This is a genomic window from Allobosea sp. 05T439 (assembly GCF_056396005.1).
This window is the reverse complement of record NZ_JBFTKP010000001.1, coordinates 102,399-120,702: the sequence shown is the minus strand read 5'-3', so window position 1 is coordinate 120,702 and position 18,304 is coordinate 102,399. Positions and strand designations below refer to the sequence as shown.

18 protein-coding genes are annotated in these 18,304 nt (G+C 67.2%); 5 read left to right on the top strand and 13 right to left on the bottom strand.

Annotated elements, in window-relative coordinates:
• Nucleotides 1–127: 127 nt before the first annotated feature.
• Nucleotides 128–754: an LbetaH domain-containing protein gene (locus AC1DIO_RS00515; protein WP_441487985.1), complete on the bottom strand. Its 627-nt coding sequence runs from the start codon at nt 752–754 to the stop codon at nt 128–130.
• Nucleotides 755–794: 40 nt separating this feature from the next.
• On the opposite strand from AC1DIO_RS00515, the gene phnN reads away from it, so the two are divergent.
• Nucleotides 795–1,364 (top strand): phosphonate metabolism protein/1,5-bisphosphokinase (PRPP-forming) PhnN, encoded by a 570-nt coding sequence (gene phnN / locus AC1DIO_RS00510; RefSeq protein ID WP_441487986.1) that lies wholly within the window; start codon nt 795–797, stop codon nt 1,362–1,364.
• Here the strand turns inward: phnN and AC1DIO_RS00505 are convergent, their stop codons facing one another.
• The 8 genes from AC1DIO_RS00505 to phnG are packed head-to-tail and all read right to left on the bottom strand — an operon-like array spanning nt 1,365 to nt 7,869.
• Nucleotides 1,365–2,060: a DUF1045 domain-containing protein gene (locus AC1DIO_RS00505; protein WP_441487987.1), complete on the bottom strand. Its 696-nt coding sequence runs from the start codon at nt 2,058–2,060 to the stop codon at nt 1,365–1,367.
• On the bottom strand, nt 2,057–3,196 hold the full coding sequence (locus tag AC1DIO_RS00500) for an alpha-D-ribose 1-methylphosphonate 5-triphosphate diphosphatase (RefSeq protein ID WP_441504396.1): 1,140 nt from the start codon (nt 3,194–3,196) through the stop codon (nt 2,057–2,059). Before AC1DIO_RS00500 ends, AC1DIO_RS00505 begins: the two co-directional genes overlap by 4 nt.
• Nucleotides 3,196–3,894, bottom strand: coding sequence for a phosphonate C-P lyase system protein PhnL (gene phnL / locus AC1DIO_RS00495; RefSeq protein ID WP_441504397.1), 699 nt, complete (start codon nt 3,892–3,894; stop codon nt 3,196–3,198). The genes AC1DIO_RS00500 and phnL overlap by 1 nt, the downstream gene beginning before the upstream one ends.
• Before the next feature lie 43 nt (nt 3,895–3,937).
• Complete coding sequence (gene phnK, locus AC1DIO_RS00490) at nt 3,938–4,711, bottom strand: phosphonate C-P lyase system protein PhnK (protein ID WP_201788699.1); 774 nt, start codon at nt 4,709–4,711, stop codon at nt 3,938–3,940.
• Nucleotides 4,712–4,740: 29 nt separating this feature from the next.
• Nucleotides 4,741–5,688, bottom strand: coding sequence for an alpha-D-ribose 1-methylphosphonate 5-phosphate C-P-lyase PhnJ (locus AC1DIO_RS00485; protein WP_441504398.1), 948 nt, complete (start codon nt 5,686–5,688; stop codon nt 4,741–4,743).
• Nucleotides 5,685–6,827, bottom strand: coding sequence for a carbon-phosphorus lyase complex subunit (locus AC1DIO_RS00480; protein WP_441504399.1), 1,143 nt, complete (start codon nt 6,825–6,827; stop codon nt 5,685–5,687). The genes AC1DIO_RS00485 and AC1DIO_RS00480 overlap by 4 nt, the downstream gene beginning before the upstream one ends.
• Entirely contained in the window at nt 6,827–7,429 is a 603-nt protein-coding gene (phnH, locus tag AC1DIO_RS00475) for a phosphonate C-P lyase system protein PhnH (RefSeq protein WP_441487992.1), read from the bottom strand. The genes AC1DIO_RS00480 and phnH overlap by 1 nt, the downstream gene beginning before the upstream one ends.
• Nucleotides 7,429–7,869 carry a phosphonate C-P lyase system protein PhnG gene (phnG, locus tag AC1DIO_RS00470; protein WP_441487993.1) on the bottom strand — a complete coding sequence of 147 codons (441 nt, stop codon included), beginning with the start codon at nt 7,867–7,869 and terminating at the stop codon, nt 7,429–7,431. The genes phnH and phnG overlap by 1 nt, the downstream gene beginning before the upstream one ends.
• Nucleotides 7,870–7,957: 88 nt before the next feature.
• Here phnG and phnF point away from each other — a divergent pair, with 88 nt between their 5' ends.
• Nucleotides 7,958–8,707, top strand: coding sequence for a phosphonate metabolism transcriptional regulator PhnF (gene phnF, locus AC1DIO_RS00465; protein WP_441504400.1), 750 nt, complete (start codon nt 7,958–7,960; stop codon nt 8,705–8,707).
• A gap of 72 nt (nt 8,708–8,779) precedes the next feature.
• On the opposite strand, the gene phnE (AC1DIO_RS00460) is transcribed toward phnF, so the two are convergent.
• The 4 genes from phnE (AC1DIO_RS00460) to phnC all read right to left on the bottom strand — a co-directional run bounded on the left by phnE (AC1DIO_RS00460) (nt 8,780) and on the right by phnC (nt 12,412).
• Entirely contained in the window at nt 8,780–9,634 is an 855-nt protein-coding gene (phnE, locus tag AC1DIO_RS00460; RefSeq protein ID WP_441504401.1) for a phosphonate ABC transporter, permease protein PhnE, read from the bottom strand.
• The gene (gene phnE / locus AC1DIO_RS00455; RefSeq protein WP_476832371.1) at nt 9,631–10,512 is read right to left on the bottom strand and encodes a phosphonate ABC transporter, permease protein PhnE; all 882 of its coding nucleotides are present in this window, start codon (nt 10,510–10,512) and stop codon (nt 9,631–9,633) included. The genes phnE (AC1DIO_RS00460) and phnE (AC1DIO_RS00455) overlap by 4 nt, the downstream gene beginning before the upstream one ends.
• Nucleotides 10,513–10,604: 92 nt before the next feature.
• On the bottom strand, nt 10,605–11,522 hold the full coding sequence (gene phnD, locus AC1DIO_RS00450; RefSeq protein WP_441487997.1) for a phosphonate ABC transporter substrate-binding protein: 918 nt from the start codon (nt 11,520–11,522) through the stop codon (nt 10,605–10,607).
• A 71-nt stretch (nt 11,523–11,593) separates the two neighbouring features.
• Nucleotides 11,594–12,412 carry a phosphonate ABC transporter ATP-binding protein gene (gene phnC / locus AC1DIO_RS00445; protein WP_441487998.1) on the bottom strand — a complete coding sequence of 273 codons (819 nt, stop codon included), beginning with the start codon at nt 12,410–12,412 and terminating at the stop codon, nt 11,594–11,596.
• Between the two features lie 225 nt (nt 12,413–12,637).
• On the opposite strand from phnC, the gene AC1DIO_RS00440 reads away from it, so the two are divergent.
• The 3 genes from AC1DIO_RS00440 to AC1DIO_RS00430 are packed head-to-tail and all read left to right on the top strand — an operon-like array spanning nt 12,638 to nt 18,268.
• Complete coding sequence (locus AC1DIO_RS00440) at nt 12,638–13,465, top strand: ImuA family protein (protein ID WP_441504403.1); 828 nt, start codon at nt 12,638–12,640, stop codon at nt 13,463–13,465.
• Nucleotides 13,466–13,484: 19 nt separating this feature from the next.
• Entirely contained in the window at nt 13,485–14,954 is a 1,470-nt protein-coding gene (locus tag AC1DIO_RS00435) for a Y-family DNA polymerase (RefSeq protein ID WP_441504404.1), read from the top strand.
• On the top strand, nt 14,951–18,268 hold the full coding sequence (locus AC1DIO_RS00430) for an error-prone DNA polymerase (RefSeq protein WP_441504405.1): 3,318 nt from the start codon (nt 14,951–14,953) through the stop codon (nt 18,266–18,268). Before AC1DIO_RS00435 ends, AC1DIO_RS00430 begins: the two co-directional genes overlap by 4 nt.
• Nucleotides 18,269–18,304 lie beyond the last annotated feature (36 nt).

Here is an 18,304-nt window from a genome sequence, read left to right as displayed (position 1 = left end):
CGAGCCCCCTCGGCACGCCGGCCGAAACTCGGCGATGGCTGGTTAATATCCGAAGAAGATTGCGGCTCTTGCCTGCAGGACGGAGCGTCTGTGGTCCTATGCCGCAGGATTGTCAGTCGCCAGCGGTTCACCGCAGGCCTTCATAGCGCTCGAGAAAGGCTTCGACGGGCAGCGTCCGGAAATCGTCGAGTGCGGTCCGCAAGGCGGCATGATCCCAGTCCCACCAGGATAGCGCGATCAGCCTCTCGGCGATGTCTTCGGGAAAGCGCCTGCGGATCGGCCTGGCCGGGTTGCCGGCGACGATGGTGTAGGCTGGCACGTCCTTGGTGACGACGGCGCCGCCGGCGACGACTGCGCCCGTGCCGATCGAGCGGCCGGCCAGCACGATCGCGCCATGGCCGATCCAGACATCGTGGCCGATCGTCACCGGCGTCGAGCGGCGCCAGGCGAAGAAGGGCGCGTCGTCCTCGGCATCGTCAAAATAAGCGCTGGCGCGGTAGCTGAAATGCGACTGGCTCGCCCGCTGCATCGGGTGGTTGCCGGGGTTGATGCGGGTCATGGCCGCAATCGAACAGAATTTGCCGATTGTCGTGTAAATGACATTCGAGTCGTTCACGACATAGGAGTAGTCCCCCATCGTCGACTCGACGAAGGAGGTGCGCGCGCCGATTTCGGTGTAGCGCCCGAGCGTCGCCTGCCGCACATGAGCGGTCGGGTCGATCACAGGTTCAAGTCCGAGTTTCTTGCCCGCCATGTCATCATCCTCTCAAGATCTGCTGGAACCCTCTGCAGCCATGACGGCCGCAGGATCGGGAGTCCTGGTGCTGGTGGTTGGCCCGTCCGGAGCGGGCAAGGACACGTTGATGGAGGCCGCCCGTGCCGCGCTGGCAGGTGATGGCCGCTTCGCCTTCGTCCGCCGTCTGATCACCCGCCAGGCCATGGCCGGCGCGGAGGACCATGACAGCTGCAGCGAGGCTGAATTCGACGCGACGGAGGCGCGCGGCGCCCTCGCGCTCAGCTGGCGCGCCCATGGCCTTTGCTACGGCATTCCGGCCGCGGCGCTGGCTGGCATCGCGAGCGGGCAGGTGGTCATCGCCAATGGCTCGCGCCGGGCCGTTCCCGCGGCCGAGCGTCTTGCCGGCCAGGTGACGGTGGTCAACATCACCGCCCCGAACGAGGTTCTTGCCAGGCGGCTGGCAGCGCGTGGACGCGAAAGCGAGGCCGATATCCGTGCCCGGCTTGCCCGTGAGGTGCCGCTGACGACCGAGCGCGCGCAACTGGTTTCGATCCAGAACGACCGGACCGTGGCCGAGGCGGCTGGCGAGTTCGTCGCCGTGTTGACCGCGCTCAGCCCGCATCGCTGATCAGGCCAGCGGGAAACTGTCGAGCAGGCGGAAGCGGCCTGCCCGCGTGTCCTGCTTGAACAGCGCGATGCGGTCGATCACGGCGGGCTTCGGCGGAACGGCCCGTGCATAGGCGTCGCTGAGGGCGAGTTGCACCGCAGCCCCCTGATCCATCGGCAGCGAGCCGGTCAGCGTCATGTGGAAACGGAAGGCGTCGCCGACATAGGGATAGCCATAGGCTTCGAGATAGGCGCGCTGGGCCGGGGTCAGCGGGTGCTTCAGCCGCCGCGCCATGTCGGCCTCGGCCAGCGGAGCGCGGAACGGCTCGAAGGCCTGGACGAGGGCGAAGGCGAAGTGCTGCAGCGCCGGGCTTTCGGCCGAAGGAGTCAGCGCGATGAAGGAACCGAGCGCAGTGAGACACAGGCCGTCGAGACGGACGCTCTCGAGGCCTGCCGCATAATTATGGGCGAAGGCGCGCAACTGGCCTTCGCTGCGACCGGCAGCCAGTTCGAAGGGCGCCTTCAGCGTGGCGTGGAAACCGTAGCGGCGCGGCTCCTCAGTCAGCGTCGGCCACTGGCTGTGATCGCAGCCGGGCGGCACGAGGGCGGGGACATCCGCGCCGGTGACGGCGTCATAGCCCAGCACGGCGCTGCCGAAGCGCCAGAGGGCGCTGTCGGCGGCGGGGGCGTAATAGAGAGCGTAGCGCGGCGTGCTCAAAATGCGCGCTCGCCCTTCGACCAGACGGCGGCGATCACCGGCGTCGCACCGAGTGCCTTGAAGCGCACCAGGTCGGCGCGCAGGCCGGTCTTGAGATGGCCGCGATCCTTCAGGCCGAGGATGTCGGCGACCTTCCAGGTCACCATGCCCATGGCGTCGGGCAGCGCGATGCCATGGCTGGCATGCAGCTTCAGCACCGCCTGCAGCAGGCTTGCCGGCACATAATCCGAGGAGAGGCCGTCGAGCAGGCCCTTCTCGGCCAGTTCGGAGACCGAGACGCCGCCGGAATGCGAGCCGCCGCGCACGACGTTCGGTGCGCCGGCGATGGTGGCAAGTCCACGCTGTTTCGCGGCAGCCGCCGCCTCGATCGTGGTCGGGAATTCCGAGATCACGGCGCCCGATGCGACACCGGCCTCGACATGGTCGACCGTGGTGTCGTCATGGGTTGCGATCGGGATGCCGCGCGTCCGGAACATCTCGACCACGGCGCTCCAGTTGCTCGGCACATTGGCCGTGCCTTCGGACTGGCGGACGGCGACGTCCTCCTCGAACTCGGCCTCGGTCTTGCCGTTGCCGAGCGCATAGGTGCGCAGGTGCTGAATGTCGCGCCACTGGCGCTGGCCGGGCGTGTGGTCCATCAGCGAGACGAGCTGGACGAGATCGTCCTCGCGATAGGGCTCGATGTCGCGCATCAGGTCCGGGCTGGTCAGTTCGCAGCGCATGTGGATGCGGTGGTCGATGCGGAAGACGCCTGCGGCCTTGCCTTCGCGCAGCGCCTTCATCACGTCGGCGAAGATGTCCTTGCGGTAATCCTTGGCCGAGAAGGGCGTGCCGGCGCAGACCGCGTCATAGACGGTGGTGACCCCGGAGGCCGCCATCTGGGCGTCATGGACCAGCGCGGCTGCAAGCCCGTTCGGCCAGAACACCTTGGGCCGGGGCATGAAGTGCTTTTCCATGTTGTCGGTATGCATCTCGACGAGGCCGGGCGCGACATAGTCGCCGCCGATGTCGATCGCGCCCGGCAATTGTGAGCGGCCCTGGTCGACATCGGTGATCCCGGTTGCGTCGAAGGCGATCGTGCCGGTKACGACCTCGTTCTCCAGGATCAGCTTGGCATTGGTGAGAACGGTCTGCATCAGGCGGCCTTCCGGAATGCGGTGATGTCGAGATACCGGGTGGCGACGCGCTCGCGCACCGCCTCGTCATGGAAGATCCCGACGATGGCGGACCCGTTTGCGCGCGCCTCACCGATCAGGTCAACCACGACGTCGCGATTGGCGGCATCGAGCGAGGCGGTCGGTTCGTCGATCAGCAGGATCGGCGCCGGATCGACGAAGGAGCGGGCGATGTTGACGCGCTGCTGCTCGCCGCCGGAGAAGGTGGCGGGCGCGAGGTGCCAGAGGCGTTCCGGCAGGTTCAGCCGAGCGAGAATCGCCTTGGCGCGCGCGCTGGCCTCATCAGGGGAGACGCCGCGTGCCAGCAGCGGATCGCGGACGATGTCGAGCGCCGAAACGCGCGGGATCACGCGCAGGAACTGCGAGACGAAACCGAGCGTGCGGCGGCGGATATCGAGCACGGTACGCGGCACGGCCGCGACGATGTCGATGGCCCGGCCGGCATGGGTGATGTGGATATGGCCGGAGCTCGGCCGGTAGTTGCCGTAGAGAATGCGCAGCAGGCTCGACTTGCCGGCGCCGGAGGCTCCGGCCAGGACGAGCGCCTCGCCGGCGTCGACGCTGAAATTGATATTGTCGAAGACAGGCAGCCGGACCCCGCCCTGATTGTGCAGGGTAAAGGTCTTGGCGACGTTCTCGACGTGAATCATCGTGGTCATGGTCGGGATGCCTTGCGCGGTTCCGGTGACGCGATTGTGACGCTCATACGCTCAGCACCGCCGAGGTGAGCAACTGCGTGTAGGCGTGATGGGGGTCGTCCAGGACCTGATCGGTCAGTCCCTGCTCGACGACGCGGCCGTCCTTCATCACCATCAGCCGGTCGGTGAGCAGGCGCGCGACGGCGAGGTCATGCGTGACGATGATGGCGGCCAGACCGAGATCACGGACCAGCACGCGCAGCAGATCGAGCAGCCGCGCCTGCACGGAGACGTCGAGGCCGCCGGTCGGCTCGTCCATGAAGACGAGTTTCGGCTCCGAGACCAATACGCGGGCGATCTGCAGGCGCTGCTGCATGCCGCCCGAGAACTGGCGCGGACGATCGTCGATGCGGTTCTCGGCGATCTCGACACGGGTGAGCCAGTCGAGCGCGCGCTCGCGGATCTTGCCGTAATGCCGGTCGCCGCGGTCCATCAGGCGCTCTCCGACATTGCCGCCGGCCGAGACGTCCATGCGCAGGCCGTCGCGCGGGTTCTGGTGCACGATGCCCCAGGCCGTGCGCATCAGGCGGCGGCGATCCTGCTCGGCGACCGAATAGATGTCGAGCGGCTGACCGGAGCCTCGGAACAGCACTTCGCCCTCGTCCGGTGCGTCGATGCCGGCAAGGCAGCGCAGCAGGGTCGATTTACCCGAGCCGGATTCGCCTACGATGCCGAGCACCTCGCCCGGCCAGAGATCGAAGGAGACATCGGCGCAGCCGATGCGCTCGCCGTAGAAGCGGCTGACGCCGGAGACCGAGAGCAGCGGATCGGGATCGATGCCGAGATCCTGCGGGGAGACATGCTGGGTCATGACTTCGACACCTCGTCCTTGGCCTGCTTGTCGTCGACGAGATGGAGCGCCGATGCGTCGGCCAGCATCGCGCCGCGATGACCGTCGGCGCGCCGCGTCTCGCAATGGTGGCTGTCGGAGCAGACGAACATGCGGCCGCCGCGGTCGTCCGTGATGACTTCGTCGAGATAGGAATCGGTCGCGCCGCAGAGCCCGCAGGGCTCGTTCCAGCTCTGGATGCGGAAGGGATGGTCCTCGAAGTCGAGGCTGCGCACGCTGGTATAGGGCGGCACCGCATAGATGCGCTTCTCGCGGCCGGCTCCGAAGAGCTGGAGCGAGGGCGACATATGCATCTTCGGATTGTCGAATTTCGGGATCGGCGAGGGCGCCATCACATAGCGGCCATTGACGTCGACCGGATAGTCATAGGTCGTCGTCACCTCGCCGAAGCGGGCGATATTCTCGTAGAGCTTGACCTGCATCAGCCCGTATTCGGCCCAGGCGTGCATCTTCCGGGTCTCGGCCTCGCGCGGCTCGAGCTTCCGCAGGGGTTCGGGCTGCGGCACCTGGTAGACCATGATCTGCCCGGCCTTCAGCGGCGCTTCCGGGATGCGGTGGCGGGTCTGGATGATGGTGGCCTCGTCCGTCGCCTCGGTCGTGTTCGCATCCGCCGTACGCTCGAAGAAGCGGCGGATCGAGACGGCGTTGGTGGTGTCGTCCGCGCCCTGGTCGATGACCTTCAGCACATCGTCGGGGCCAATGATCGCGGCGGTGATCTGGATGCCGCCGGTGCCCCAGCCGCGCGCCAACGGCATTTCGCGCGAGCCGAACGGCACCTGATAGCCGGGCACCGCGACCGCCTTGAGCAGGGCGCGGCGGATCATCCGCTTGGTCTGCTCGTCGAGATAGGCATAATTATAAGCCGGCTTTGTATCTTCGCCGGGGACGATCTGATGCAGGGTCATTCCGCGGCCTCCGGCAGGGTGTCTTGCGTCTCTTGGACCTGGGTCTCTTGGGTCTCGCCCGCCAGGCGCTGCTCGCGCTCGCGGCGGATGCGGCGGATCAGTTCGAGCTCACCCTGGAAGTCGACATAATGCGGCAGCTTGAGATGCTCGACGAAGCCGGCCGCCTCGACATTGTCGGAGTGGTAGAGCACGAATTCGTCCTGCTGCGCGGGATACTCTGCCGCCTCGCCGAACTCGCGTGCCTTGAGCGCACGGTCGACCAGCGACATCGACATCGCCTTGCGCTCGGCATGGCCGAAGGCGAGGCCATAGCCGCGTGTGAACTGCGGCGGCACGTCCTTGGTGCCGTTGAACTGGTTGACCATCTGGCATTCGGTCAGCGTGATCTCGCCGAGATCGACGGCGAAGCCGAGTTCCTCGGGCACGAATTCGACGCTGACTTCGCCCACCCGGACCTCGCCGACGAAGGGGTGCGAATTGCCGTATCCGCGCTGCACGGAATAGCCGAGGCCGAGCATGAAGCCCTCATCGCCGCGCGCCATGGCCTGGAGCCGGACATCACGGTCGGCGGGGAAGGAGACCGGCTCGCGGGTGAGGTCGAAGGGACGCGGATCGCCCTCGGGCGGCTCTTCGGCTTCCATCAGGCCTTCGGCACCGAGAATGTCGGGCACGCGCGGCATGGTGGCGTCGAGCGGGTCGGCCGCCGCCGCTGGTACTGCGACAGGCGAGGCGCCATCCATCAGCGCGAAATCGAACAGGCGGTGGGTGTAGTCATAGGTCGGGCCAAGCACCTGGCCACCCGGCAGATCCTTGTAGGTGGCGGATACGCGGCGGCGGATCGCCATCTGCGCCGTGTCGACCGGCTCCGACGAGCCGAAGCGCGGCAAGGTCGTGCGATAGGCCCGCATCAGGAAGGCGGCCTCGATCGCGTCGCCCTGCGCCTGCTTCAGCGCCAGCGCCGCGAGATCGGGATCGTAGAGCGAGCCTTCGTTCATGACGCGGGCGCAGGCGAGCCCCATCTGCTCGCGGATCTGCGCGACGGCCAATTCGGGCACGGCCTCGTTGCCGCGGCGGGCTTCCGCGATGAGATCATGTGTGGCGAGGATGGCGGCCTCGCCCCCCTTGACGGCGACATACATCAGCGGGCCTCCAGGATCTGCGTCGAGCGCGGCAGGCCGATGATCGCCTCGCCATGGCTGAGGATAAGGTCGATGCCGAGGGGGTAGCGCGCGGCATTGGCCGTGACCTCGGTCCAGAAGCCGGGGCGCAGTCCCTTCGGTGCAATCTCGTGGCTGTCAGCAATGCCCGGGCCGGCCAGCGTCACGGCGTCGCCACCTGCGAGGCTGGCGCATTGTACGATCACGCTGGTCGAGCGATCCGGAAACTGGTCGGTGCCGGGGCTGAAGGCGGACAGCGCCGGAGCGATATCGGTGCCGTTCAGCACGGCGAAGGCGGCTTCATCAGGGCTTTCGACCAATGTCGCGCCGCAATGGAAGCGCAGCCAGGCGCCGGCGGGGCCGGCCCGCAGATCGGCCGGCAGCCAGATCGGCGTCTCGTAATCGGCAAGGGTCAGCAGGGCGATGGCGGTTGCCGGTTCCAGTCCTGCCGGCGCAGCAAAGCCGGTTGCGACGTCCTGGACGAGACCTGGCTCCGACAAGGCGGCGAGCAGGGCGCGGAAGGCGGCCTGGGACTGGAAGACCGGGTCGGAAAGGCCGGCGCCAATGAGTGTGTCGTTCTGCATCACGCGCCCCGGACCAGAGTGAAGAAATCGACCTTGGTGGCTGCAGCCTTGCGGGAGGCGAGGGTGCGCGCCGCCTGCTGGCGATCTGCGAGTTCGGCGACGCCGCTGCGGAGCGGCCCAGCCTCGCCTTCGCCCTGCAACAGCCCGTCGATCACGGCTGCGAGCCGCGCCTTGCGGCCATCGCGACCGAGAGCGTAGGAAAAGCCCATGGTGCCGTCGCCGAGGCGTACGACGCAGCGCGTCACGGTGGCTTCGCCGAGGTTGAAGCGGCGTCCCGCGCCGCCGGCGCGGCCCTCGACCATGACGGTCCCGGTTTCGGGCGCCTTCAGCACGTCATGGTCGGGCAGGGCGCCGAGCCCGCCGGCGAGACTCTCGATCTCGGCGCGTGAGGCTCGGGCGAGGATTGCCAGCCATTGCTGTCGTGGAGTGGTCCCGCTCATCTCAGGTCGCTCTCTGGTCAGGGCCTAATGTCTAGACTACGATAAGGTCGTCACGGGGAAAGGTCTATACATTTTGGATGAAGCTTTGATGACGGATGCCCATGCAGCCAGCCAGGCCGGCGAAGCCGCCACGGCATGGCGGCGTATCGCGGACGAGATCGAAGCGGCGATCGGGCGCGGCGAATATGAGACGGGCGCCACATTGCCCTCTTCGCTCGCGCTGGCTGAGCGCTATGGCGTGCACCGGCATACGGTTCGCCAGGCCTTTCGGCATCTCGCCGATCGTGGGCTGGTCAGCGTCTCTCGCGGCCGCGGGACGCAGGTCACGGCGCCGCGCTTCCCCTATCGCATCGGCCGGCGCGTCAGCATGCGGACCAATTTTGGTGCGGCCGGCATCACCGTGGCAGGCTCGATCCTGGGCGCCGAGATCGTCAAGGGCGAGGCGGAGGCCTGCGCGGCGCTGCGATTGGAGGACGGGGCGCCGCTCTGGCGGATCGAGACGCTGAGCCTTGCCGGTGGCGTGCCGGTGAGCACCGGCGTGCATCTCCTTTCGGCCGAGCGCTTCCCGGATTTCGACAAGATGCTGAGCCGGGCCGGCTCGTCGATCTCGGCAGCCTTCGCCGCCTGCGGCATCCCGGATTATGTGCGACTCTCGACACGGCTTTCGGCGCGGCTCGCCAGCGAGCGCGAGGCGTTGCTGCTCAGGATCGAGCCCGGCGCCGCGGTCATGCTCTCCGCGGCTGTCGACGCGCTGCCTGACCTGACCCCGATCCATCTGGTCGACGGCATCTTTGCCGGCGAGCGGATGGAAATGGTGGTCGAGCCGTTCACGGAGTGAGGGCAGCCGCTCGTGCTCCCGGCGAGGTGCGAATGGTCGGGGCAGGCCCGGGCCATATGACGAGCCAGTCCGTCAGATGGCCCTTTTGCCGATGATAGCGAAGCGCAGCTTGCTGGACAGGAAGTCGATCGCGGTCACGGCGGCAAGCACGAGCAGGATCAGGAACGAGACCTGTTGCCATTCCAGGGTGCGGATGGTCTCGGCGAGATAGAGGCCGATGCCGCCGGCGCCGACAATGCCGATGATGGTCGAGGAGCGGGTGTTCGACTCGATATAGTAGAGCACCTGGCTGGCGATGACCGGCAACACCTGCGGGATCAGGCCGAAGCGGATCTCGTGGAGCTTGCCGCCGCCGGAGGAGGTCACGCCCTCGACGGGCTTGCGGTCGGCGGATTCGATCGCTTCCGAATAGAGCTTGCCGAAGGCGCCGAGATCGCTGGTCATGATTGCGAGCATGCCGGCGAAGGGGCCGAGGCCTACGACATTGACCCAGATCAGGGCCCAGATCAGGGCATCGACGCCGCGCACGGTGTCGAGCGAGCGGCGCGCCAGGAAATGGATGACGCGGTTGGCGACGACGTTCTTGGCTGCGAGGAAGCCGAGCGGGAAGGCGAGGATCGCGGCGAGGATGGTGCCGAGAAAGGCGATGGCGATGGTCTCGAACAGCGCTTTCACGAAGATCACGGCGCGGGCCGCAGAGCCGGGATCCGGCGGCAGCATCAGCACGACGAATGTGCCGAGATTGCCGATGCCGGTGATGATCTTCCAGAACGAGACTTCCAGTGTGGTCAGGCCATAGAGGAAGAGGCCGAGCAGGGCGGCAACGACCGCGATGGTGGTCAGGCGTGTCTTCAGCGAGCCGTCGATGGCGCCTTGATGGCGACGGACGAGATCGGCGCGCTCGGTGGCGTTGAGGGCGAGGCTCATGAGCGGTGCTCCAGGCTGAGCAGGGCGTGGCGCAGACGCTCGGTGCCGTAGTCGATCAGCATGACGGTGACGATGATCAGCAGCAGGATGGCGCTGACATCGGTGAAGTAGAATTTGCGGATGGCCTCGATCAGATCCTGGCCAATGCCACCGGCCCCGACGAAGCCCATGATCGAGGCGCCGCGGACATTGATCTCGAAACGCAGCAGCGCGTAGCTGGCGAAATTGGAGAGCACCTGCGGGACGACGGCGAAGCGGATCGTCTGCCACCAGCCCGCGCCCGTCGCGGTGAGGCCGTCGACCGGCTTCATGTCGATGTTCTCGACCACCTCGGAGAAGAGCTTGCCCATTGCGCCCATGGTGTGGATCGCGATGGCGAGCACGCCCGGCAGCGGGCCGAGGCCGAAGGCGATGACGAAGATCAGCGCGAAGACGATCTCCGGCACGGTGCGGCAGAATTCGAGGAATCGGCGGGTGGCCCAGCGCAGCCAGCCGGCACGGCCGAGATTGGCGGCGGCGGAAAAGCAGAGCAGGAAGCCGCCGACGGCGCCCAGCACGGTGCCGACATAGGCAATCAACAGGGTTTGCCAGAGCAGTTTCAGCCAGCCGTTCAGGCCCCAGTACCATTCCTTGAGATCGGCACCGAGCGTGGCGAGGTGCAGGGTCGGCAGGGTCTCGAGGATGTATTTCGGGAAACGCCAGGCGTTTGCGGCGAATTTCGCGAGATCGACCTCCGAGCCGATCGCGGAGAGGGTGACGCAGGCGATGAAGATGGCGGCGCCGAGCAGGGCCTGGCGGCGCTTTGCGCCCATCTCGCGCCGATAGAGATCGGCATGGCCGCGAATGGTGGGGTCGTTGCGATCGATCGTCAGGGGCATGTTGGTTCCGTCGCGGGGTTCGCCAGTCGCGGCGGGACGCCACTCCGTCATGGCCGGGACAAACCTGGCCATGACGGTCGGCGGGTAAGCGCTTACGAAGACTTCTTCTTGCGGAGCGCGTCGACGAACTTGTTCAGTTCGATGATCGGGTCGTAGGCCTTGTTGTCGACCGCGACGAGCGGGCCCTGCTTGCCTTCATAGATCTTGTCGAAGGCGACCTTGTCCTTGGTGGCGAGGTTGAGGACGGCGTCGCGGATCGAGGCCTTGAGCGGCTCCGGCAGGTCGGAAAGATAGGCCATCGGCGAGTTCACGATCTGCTCGGACTTGTAGATGATCCGGAAATCGTCGGCCTTGACCATGTTCTTGCGGGCCATGCGCTGCAGGTTGGATTCCTGCTCGTCGTTCCACCAGTTGGCGGCGATGTCGACGGTGCCCTGGCCGAGCGCGATGACCGCGTTCTCGTGGCTGCCGGTATAGACGACCTTGCCGAAGAAGGTCTCGGGCTCGATCTTCATGCCGTCGAGCACGAAGCGCGGCACATTGTTGCCAGAGGTGGAATTGGGATCGACGAGGCCGAGATTCTTGCCCTTCAGGTCCTCGACCTTCTGATAGGGCGAGTCCTTCTTCACGTAGAAGACGGAGTGGTAGCCCTTGGTGCCGTCGAGATTGGTCTCGATCGCGAAGGCATCGACCTTGGCGCCGGTCATGCGGGCGCGGGCGAAGGAGGCGGGGCCGTACATGCCGATATGGATGTTGCCGGCGCGCTGGCCTTCGATGATCGCGGCATAGTCGTTGGCGATGCGCAGCGTCACCTTGGTGCCGAGTTCCTTCGCGAGGTAGTTGACGAAGGGGGTGTAGCGCTCGACGACGCCAGACGCGTTCTCGGACGGGATGATGGCGAAGATCAGCTCCGGATACTTGGCTTTCCAGTCCTGCGCGAAGGCGGGAGCGGCGAGCGTCGCGGCCAGGCCGGCGGCGGCGAGCGTGAGGGTATGACGACGGGTTAGCATGGTTTGCTCCTGTTGAAGGCTGTTGGCGGTCTTTTCAGGTGTGAGCGGTCCTGGCCGGGCTTGAACCCGGCTCAGGCCGCGGTCTGCTTGGCGCGCTTGGCTTCGGCGATGGCGATGGCATCGAGCGCGTCGAGCGCCTCGGCGCCGGCATCCTTGGCCTCGATGCCGTAAAGTTCGGCCGCGATCTCGCGGGTCAGCGCCTGCGGCACGTCGTCGAACACGACCTTGCCTGCGGCCATGCCGATCAGTCGGTCGCAATATTTCGCCGCGATATCGAGATCATGCAGATTGCAGATCACGGTGATGCCGTCCTCGCGATTAATGCGGAAGAGCGCATCCATCACGACCTGGGTGTTGCGCGGATCGAGCGAAGCGATCGGCTCGTCGGCGAGAATGACCTTCGGCTCCTGGACCAGGGCGCGGGCGATCGCGACGCGCTGCTGCTGGCCGCCCGAGAGGGTCTCGGCGCGCTGGGCCAGAAGATGGCCCATGTCGAGACGCTCGAGTGCGGCGATGGCGCGGATCTTGTCGTCCGGCGAGAAGCTCTTCACCAGCGTCAGGAAGGCCGAGCGGTGATTGAGCCGGCCAAGCAGGACATTGGTCAGCACGTCGAGGCGGCCGACGAGATTGAACTGCTGGAAGATCATCGCGGTGTCGCGACGCCAGGCGCGCAGTTCGGCGCCCTTCAATGCGGTGACATCGCGCTCGTCGCTGATCAGGCGGCCGGAACTCGGCTCCGCCAAGCGGTTGATCATGCGCAGCAGGGTCGACTTGCCGGCGCCGGAGCGGCCGATGACGCCGACCATTTCGCCCTTCGGGATCGACAGCGAGACATTGTCCACGGCGGCTTTGCCGCTGAAGCGCTTGGTCAGGCCTTCGATACGCAGCATGAACGGTCTTCCCATCGAGGAGCGAGCATGGCGACATCCGGACATGGGCGAGGCGCAGTCCGGAGCTCATGCTCTCTTGCAGTGCGCAAACCGGTATCGGCGACAGATGACAGGGCCGTGACAGCAGGATCGGGGGCTATGGGGCGGGGCGTCACGGAGGCTGTTGACTCGTCTGAGGCGGCGGAGTCATAAAGAACAAAATAGGAACATTTGGAGTGCCAAGACGTGAGCGATCATGCCGTCGCCGCGCTGCGGCGAAGCATTGCCGGTTTGGAAAGCGTCTCCGTCTCGCTGGGCGGGGAGGCGAGCTTCAGCCTTGGCCACGCGGCGGCCGATGCGGCGCTGGGGCCGCTGCGCCGCCATGCCCTGCACGAGATCGTGGCTGCGGCGCATCAGGCTCCGGCGGCGACGGGCTTCGTCGCCGGGCTGATCGCGCGGCTGGAGCGGCGGCCGGTCGTCTGGCTGCGGCAGGATTCCGCCGGCGCGGAAGGGGGCGAACTCTATGCGCCGGGGCTTGCAGCGTTCGGGCTCGATCCCGACCGGGTGCTTGCGGTGCGGGGGCGCGATCCGCTTGCCGTGCTGAAGGCGGCGGGCGACGCCTTTCCGCGCGGCAATGACCCGCGCTCGGGTATCGGCGCGGTGGTGATCGAGCTCGAAGGTGCGCCGGCCTGCCTCGATCTCACGGCCAGCCGGCGTCTCGTCCTGGCGGCGCGGGATGCCGGCGCGACGGCTTTTCTCCTGCGGCTGGGAAGCAGTCCTGCTCCAAGCGCGGCGACGATCCGCTGGTCGGTTTCGGCGGCGCCTTCGGAGGGGCGGATGAGAGCGCATGGGCCGGGCCGGCCGAGTTTTGCGGTCACGGTGCTGCGCAACCGGCATGGGGCGACAGGGCAGTGGGTGATGGAGTGGGACAGTCATGCGTATAGCTTCCGCGAGCCGCTTCCTGTCGCTCTGGTTCCCGCGCCTGCCCATCGACCGGATCAGACGCAGCCAGGGCGCATCCGTTCGGGCAATATCGCAGAGGCCTGGCCCGCAGCCCGGCGGGCCAGCGGATGATCCTGGTCCTCTTGTTGTGGTGGGCAAGGCGAAGGGCGCCTTCCGGCTGACGAGCCTCGATGCCGAAGCCGAACGTCTCGGCCTTCATGCGACCATGGCGCTGGCCGATGCGCGGGCGATGATCCCGCGGCTGGTCGTGGTCGAGGAGGACAGGGCGGCCGATGCGGCCCTGCTCTACGCCGTTGCCGACTGGTGCGACCGCTATACACCGCTGGTCGCGCTCGATGGCGAGGATGGATTGCTGCTCGATATCTCGGGCTGCACCCATCTCTTTGGCGGCGAGGCCGCGCTTGGCCGCGACTGCCTGCTTCGGCTGAAACGACAGGGCTTTACGCTGCGCGCCGCCATTGCCGGGACGGCGCGCGCCGCCTGGGGTGTCGCGCGCTATGGGCGCGGCGGCATCGTGCCGCCGGACGGGGAGAGCGAGGCCCTGTGGCCCTTGCCGACCGCGGCGCTTGGACTGGAGGCGGCACGGCAGCACGGGCTCGCGCGCATGGGCCTCACCCATATCGCCGATCTGGAGACGCGGCCGCGCGCGCCGCTGGCCGCCCGTTTCGGCCGCGACCTGCTCGACAGGCTCGACCAGGCGCTTGGCCGCCTGCCGCAGGCGCTGTCCCCGCGACGACCGCTGCCGGACTGTATGGCGGAGCGGCGTTTTGCCGAGCCGCTGGCGCATGAGGCCGGTATCCGGGCCGCCCTGGCCGGCCTGGAGGAAAGTCTCGCCGGCATGCTGGAAGCGCGGGGCGAAGGCGCAAGACTGTTCGAGGCGAGCTTTTTCCGCAGTGACGGGGCCGTGCGCCGTCTCGGCATCGAGACCGGGATGCCGTTGCGCGATCCGGCTGCGCTCGACCGGCTCTTCGCCCTGAAGCTGGATGCCTTGGCGGACCCGCTCGATCCCGGCTTCGGCTTCGACCTGATCCGGCTCTCGGCCGGTGCGACCGAGCCTTTCGCCGTCGATCAGGGAACGCTCGCCGCCGGGGGGAAGGAGGAGCCCGACGAAGCCGCCGCCGAGCGGGCATTGACGGAGGTCGCCGATGCGATCGCGGCCCGGATCGGCCCGGATCGCGTGCGGCGTTTCCTGGCGCAGGACAGCCATGATCCCGAGCGTGCGGCGCTGGCGGTGCCCGCCCTGCGGCATGGCGAGCTTGTACGGCTCGGCCTTTCCCCAGACTGGCCGGCACCGAGCGCTGCCCCGGAACGGCCCCTGCGGCTGCTGTCGCGGCCTGAGCCGATCGAGGTCCTGGCCGAAATTCCGGACGGACCGCCGACGCGTTTCCGCTGGCGGCGCGTGCTGCATGAGGTCGCCAAGGCGGAGGGGCCGGAGCGGATCGCCGCCGAATGGTGGGCGACGACGGGCAGGATCGCGCCGACCCGCGACTATTTTCGCGTCGAAGAGCCGGGCGGGAGGCGCTTCTGGCTTTATCGCGACGGACTCTATGGCCGCGAGGCCGCGCATCCACCCTGGTTCATGCACGGGCTTTTCGCGTGAGCGGGCTCAATGACAATCGCCTGGTCGAGGCTGCCCCGGGAGGACCAGCCGCGCGCTATGCCGAACTCGCGGTTACCTCCAACTTCTCCTTCCTGCGCGGAGCCTCGAGTCCGGAGGAACTGGTTGGCCGGGCGGCCGAACTCGACCTTGCCGGAATCGGGCTCGCCGACCGCAATTCTCTGGCCGGCGTGGTGCGGGCCCATGCGGCGATGCGCGAGGGGGGTATCGCCACAACGAAGCTGACATTCGCGGTCGGGGTCCGCCTCGTCCTGTCCGATGGCACGCCCGACCTGCTCGCCTATCCCCAGGATCGCGACGCCTATGGCAGGCTCTGCCGCCTGCTGACCCACGGCAAGATGAAGGTCGAGAAGAAGGGCGAATGCATCCTCACGCTCTCCGACCTGCGCGAATTCGCGGAAGGCATGCTGCTGATCCTGATGCCGGACCGGCGGCCGGACAGCGAGATCGCGGCGGCACTCGCGAGCGTTTTCGAATTTGCGCGCGGTCGACTCTGGCTGGGTATCGACATGCCGCATCGCGGCGACGACCGGCGCCGCGCCGATGCATTGGTGCAGCTCGCGACCAGGGCGGGCGTGCCCTGCCTTGCCGTCAACGACGTGCTCTATCATGCGCCCGAGCGGCGGCCCTTGCAGGATGTCGTCAGCTGCATCCGCGAGCATGTCCCGATCGAGCGAGCCGGGCGCATGCTGGAGGCCCATGCCGAGCGCCATCTCAAATCGCCGCGCGAGATGGCCCACCTGTTCCGGCACGCGCCGGAGATGGTGGCGGAGACGGTGCGCTTCCTCGAACGCTGCCGGTTCTCGCTCGACCAGTTGCAATATGAGTATCCGGACGAGCCGGTGCCGCCGGGCAGCACCCCGCAGGAACATCTGGAGCATCTCGCCTGGGAAGGAGCGAACAGGCGCTATCCCGAGGGCATCCCGAGCAAGGTACGCGACCTGCTGCACAAGGAATTCGCACTGATCGCGAAGCTCGATTACGCGCGCTACTTCCTGACGGTCCACGACATCGTGCGCTTCGCCCGTGCACAGGAGCCGCCGATCCTGTGCCAAGGCCGGGGCTCGGCGGCGAATTCGGCGGTCTGCTACTGCCTCTGGGTCACCGCGGTCGACCCGATGGAGGGCAATTCGCTCCTGGCCCGCTTTCTCTCCGAACAGCGCAAGGAGCCGCCCGATATCGATGTCGACTTCGAGCATGAGCGGCGCGAGGAGGTGATGCAGTATATCTATGAGCGCTATGGCCGGCTGCGCGCCGGCATCTGCGCGACGGTGATCTGCTATCGGCCGCGTAGCGCCATTCGCGAGGTCGGCAAGGTGCTCGGCCTGAGCGAGGATGTCACGGCCGCGCTCGCCAACACGGTCTGGGGCAGCTGGGGCGACGGCCTGCCGGAAAACCATGTCCGGCAGGCGGGGCTCGACCCCGCCAATCAGATGATCGCGCGCGCGGCCGCGCTAGCGACCGAGTTGATCGGCTTTCCCCGCCATCTCTCGCAGCATGTCGGCGGCTTCGTGCTGACGCGCGGGCGGCTCGACGAATGCGTGCCGATCGGCTGGGGCGGCATGAAGGACCGCAGCTTCATCGAGTGGGACAAGGACGATATCGACGCGCTCCGGATGATGAAGGTCGATGTGCTCGCGCTCGGCATGCTGACCTGCATCCGCAAGGCGCTCGACCTGATCGCCCTGCACGGGGGAGAACGCCGGGAGCTGGCGACGATCCCATCCAAAGATGGCGAGGTCTACGACATGCTCTGCCGGGCCGATGCGATCGGCGTCTTCCAGGTCGAGAGCCGGGCGCAGATGAACATGCTGCCGCGGCTGAGGCCGAAGGAATTCTACGATCTCGTCATCGAGGTCGCGATCGTCCGGCCGGGCCCGATCCAGGGCAATATGGTCCACCCCTATCTGCGGCGACGGAACGGAGCCGAGGAGGTGCATTACCCTTCGCCTGCGCCGGAACATGGGTTTCCCGACGAGCTGGAGTTGGTTCTGAAAAAGACGCTCGGCGTGCCGCTGTTCCAGGAGCAGGCGATGCGCATCGCCATCGAGGCGGCGAAGTTCAGCGAGGATGAGGCCAATGGTTTGCGGCGTGCCATGGCGACCTTCCGCCATGTCGGCACGATCCAGAATTTCGAGACGATGATGGTCGAGCGCATGGTCGCGCGCGGCTATGACCGCGCCTTCGCGTCCGCTTGTTTCAACCAGATCAAGGGCTTTGGCGAATACGGCTTTCCGGAGAGCCACGCGGCCTCCTTCGCCCTGCTGGTCTACGCTTCGGCCTGGCTCAAGTGTCATCATGCCGCTGCCTTCACCGCGGCGCTTCTGAACTCGCAGCCCATGGGTTTCTATGCTCCGGCGCAGATMATCCGCGCTGCGCAGGACAACAAGGTCGAGATCCGGCCAGCCGACATCAATCTGAGCGATCATGACAACACGCTGGAGCGCCGCGAGGACGGCGCCCTCGCGATGCGGCTCGGCTTGCGCCAGATCGACGGGATCTCGAAGGCTTTTGGCGAGGCGCTCGTGACGGCGCGCGGGCAGGGTTATGACAGCGTCGAGGCCTTGGCGCGGCGCGCGAGGTTGCCCACGCGTGCCCTCGTCGCGCTGGCCGATGCCGATGCTTTCGGCTCACTCGGGCTCAGCCGGCGCGAGGCGCTCTGGGAGGTGCGAAGGCTCCCGGATGACAGGCCGCTGCCGCTTTTTGCGGCGAGCGAGAGCGCCGAACTCGCCCAGGAGCCCGAGACCCTGCTGCCGCGCATGCGGGACTCCGAACAGGTCATCGCGGATTACCAGCATCTTCGCCTGTCGCTGAAGGGGCATCCGATGCAGTTCCTGCGCCCGCTTTTCGCACGTGAGCGGGCCCTGAGCTGCGATCAGGTCCTGACAGCATCCGACGGCACGCGCTGCCGGCTGGCGGGCATCATCACGGTGCGCCAGCGGCCGGGCAGCGCCAAGGGTGTGATGTTCATGACGCTGGAGGACGAGACCGGCATCGCCAATGCGGTGCTCTGGCCAAAGACCTTCGAGCGTTATCGCCGGCAGGCGATGGGCGCGCGGCTCGTCCTGCTCGCCGGCCGGCTGCAACGCAGTCCGGAAGGCATCGTCCATCTCGTGGTCGACAGGATCGAGGATCGCTCGGAGGAACTGGCGCGGCTCGCCGACGGGCTGCTGCACCGCACCCTGGCGCGGGCCGACGAGGTGCAGCACCCGCAATCCGACAGCCGCCTGCCGCCGCGCCAACATACGCACCCGCGCAATGTCAGGGTGCTGCCGCGCTCTCGCGACTTCCACTAAAGGCTTAATTCGGCCACAGGCCCCCGAAATCTGCCG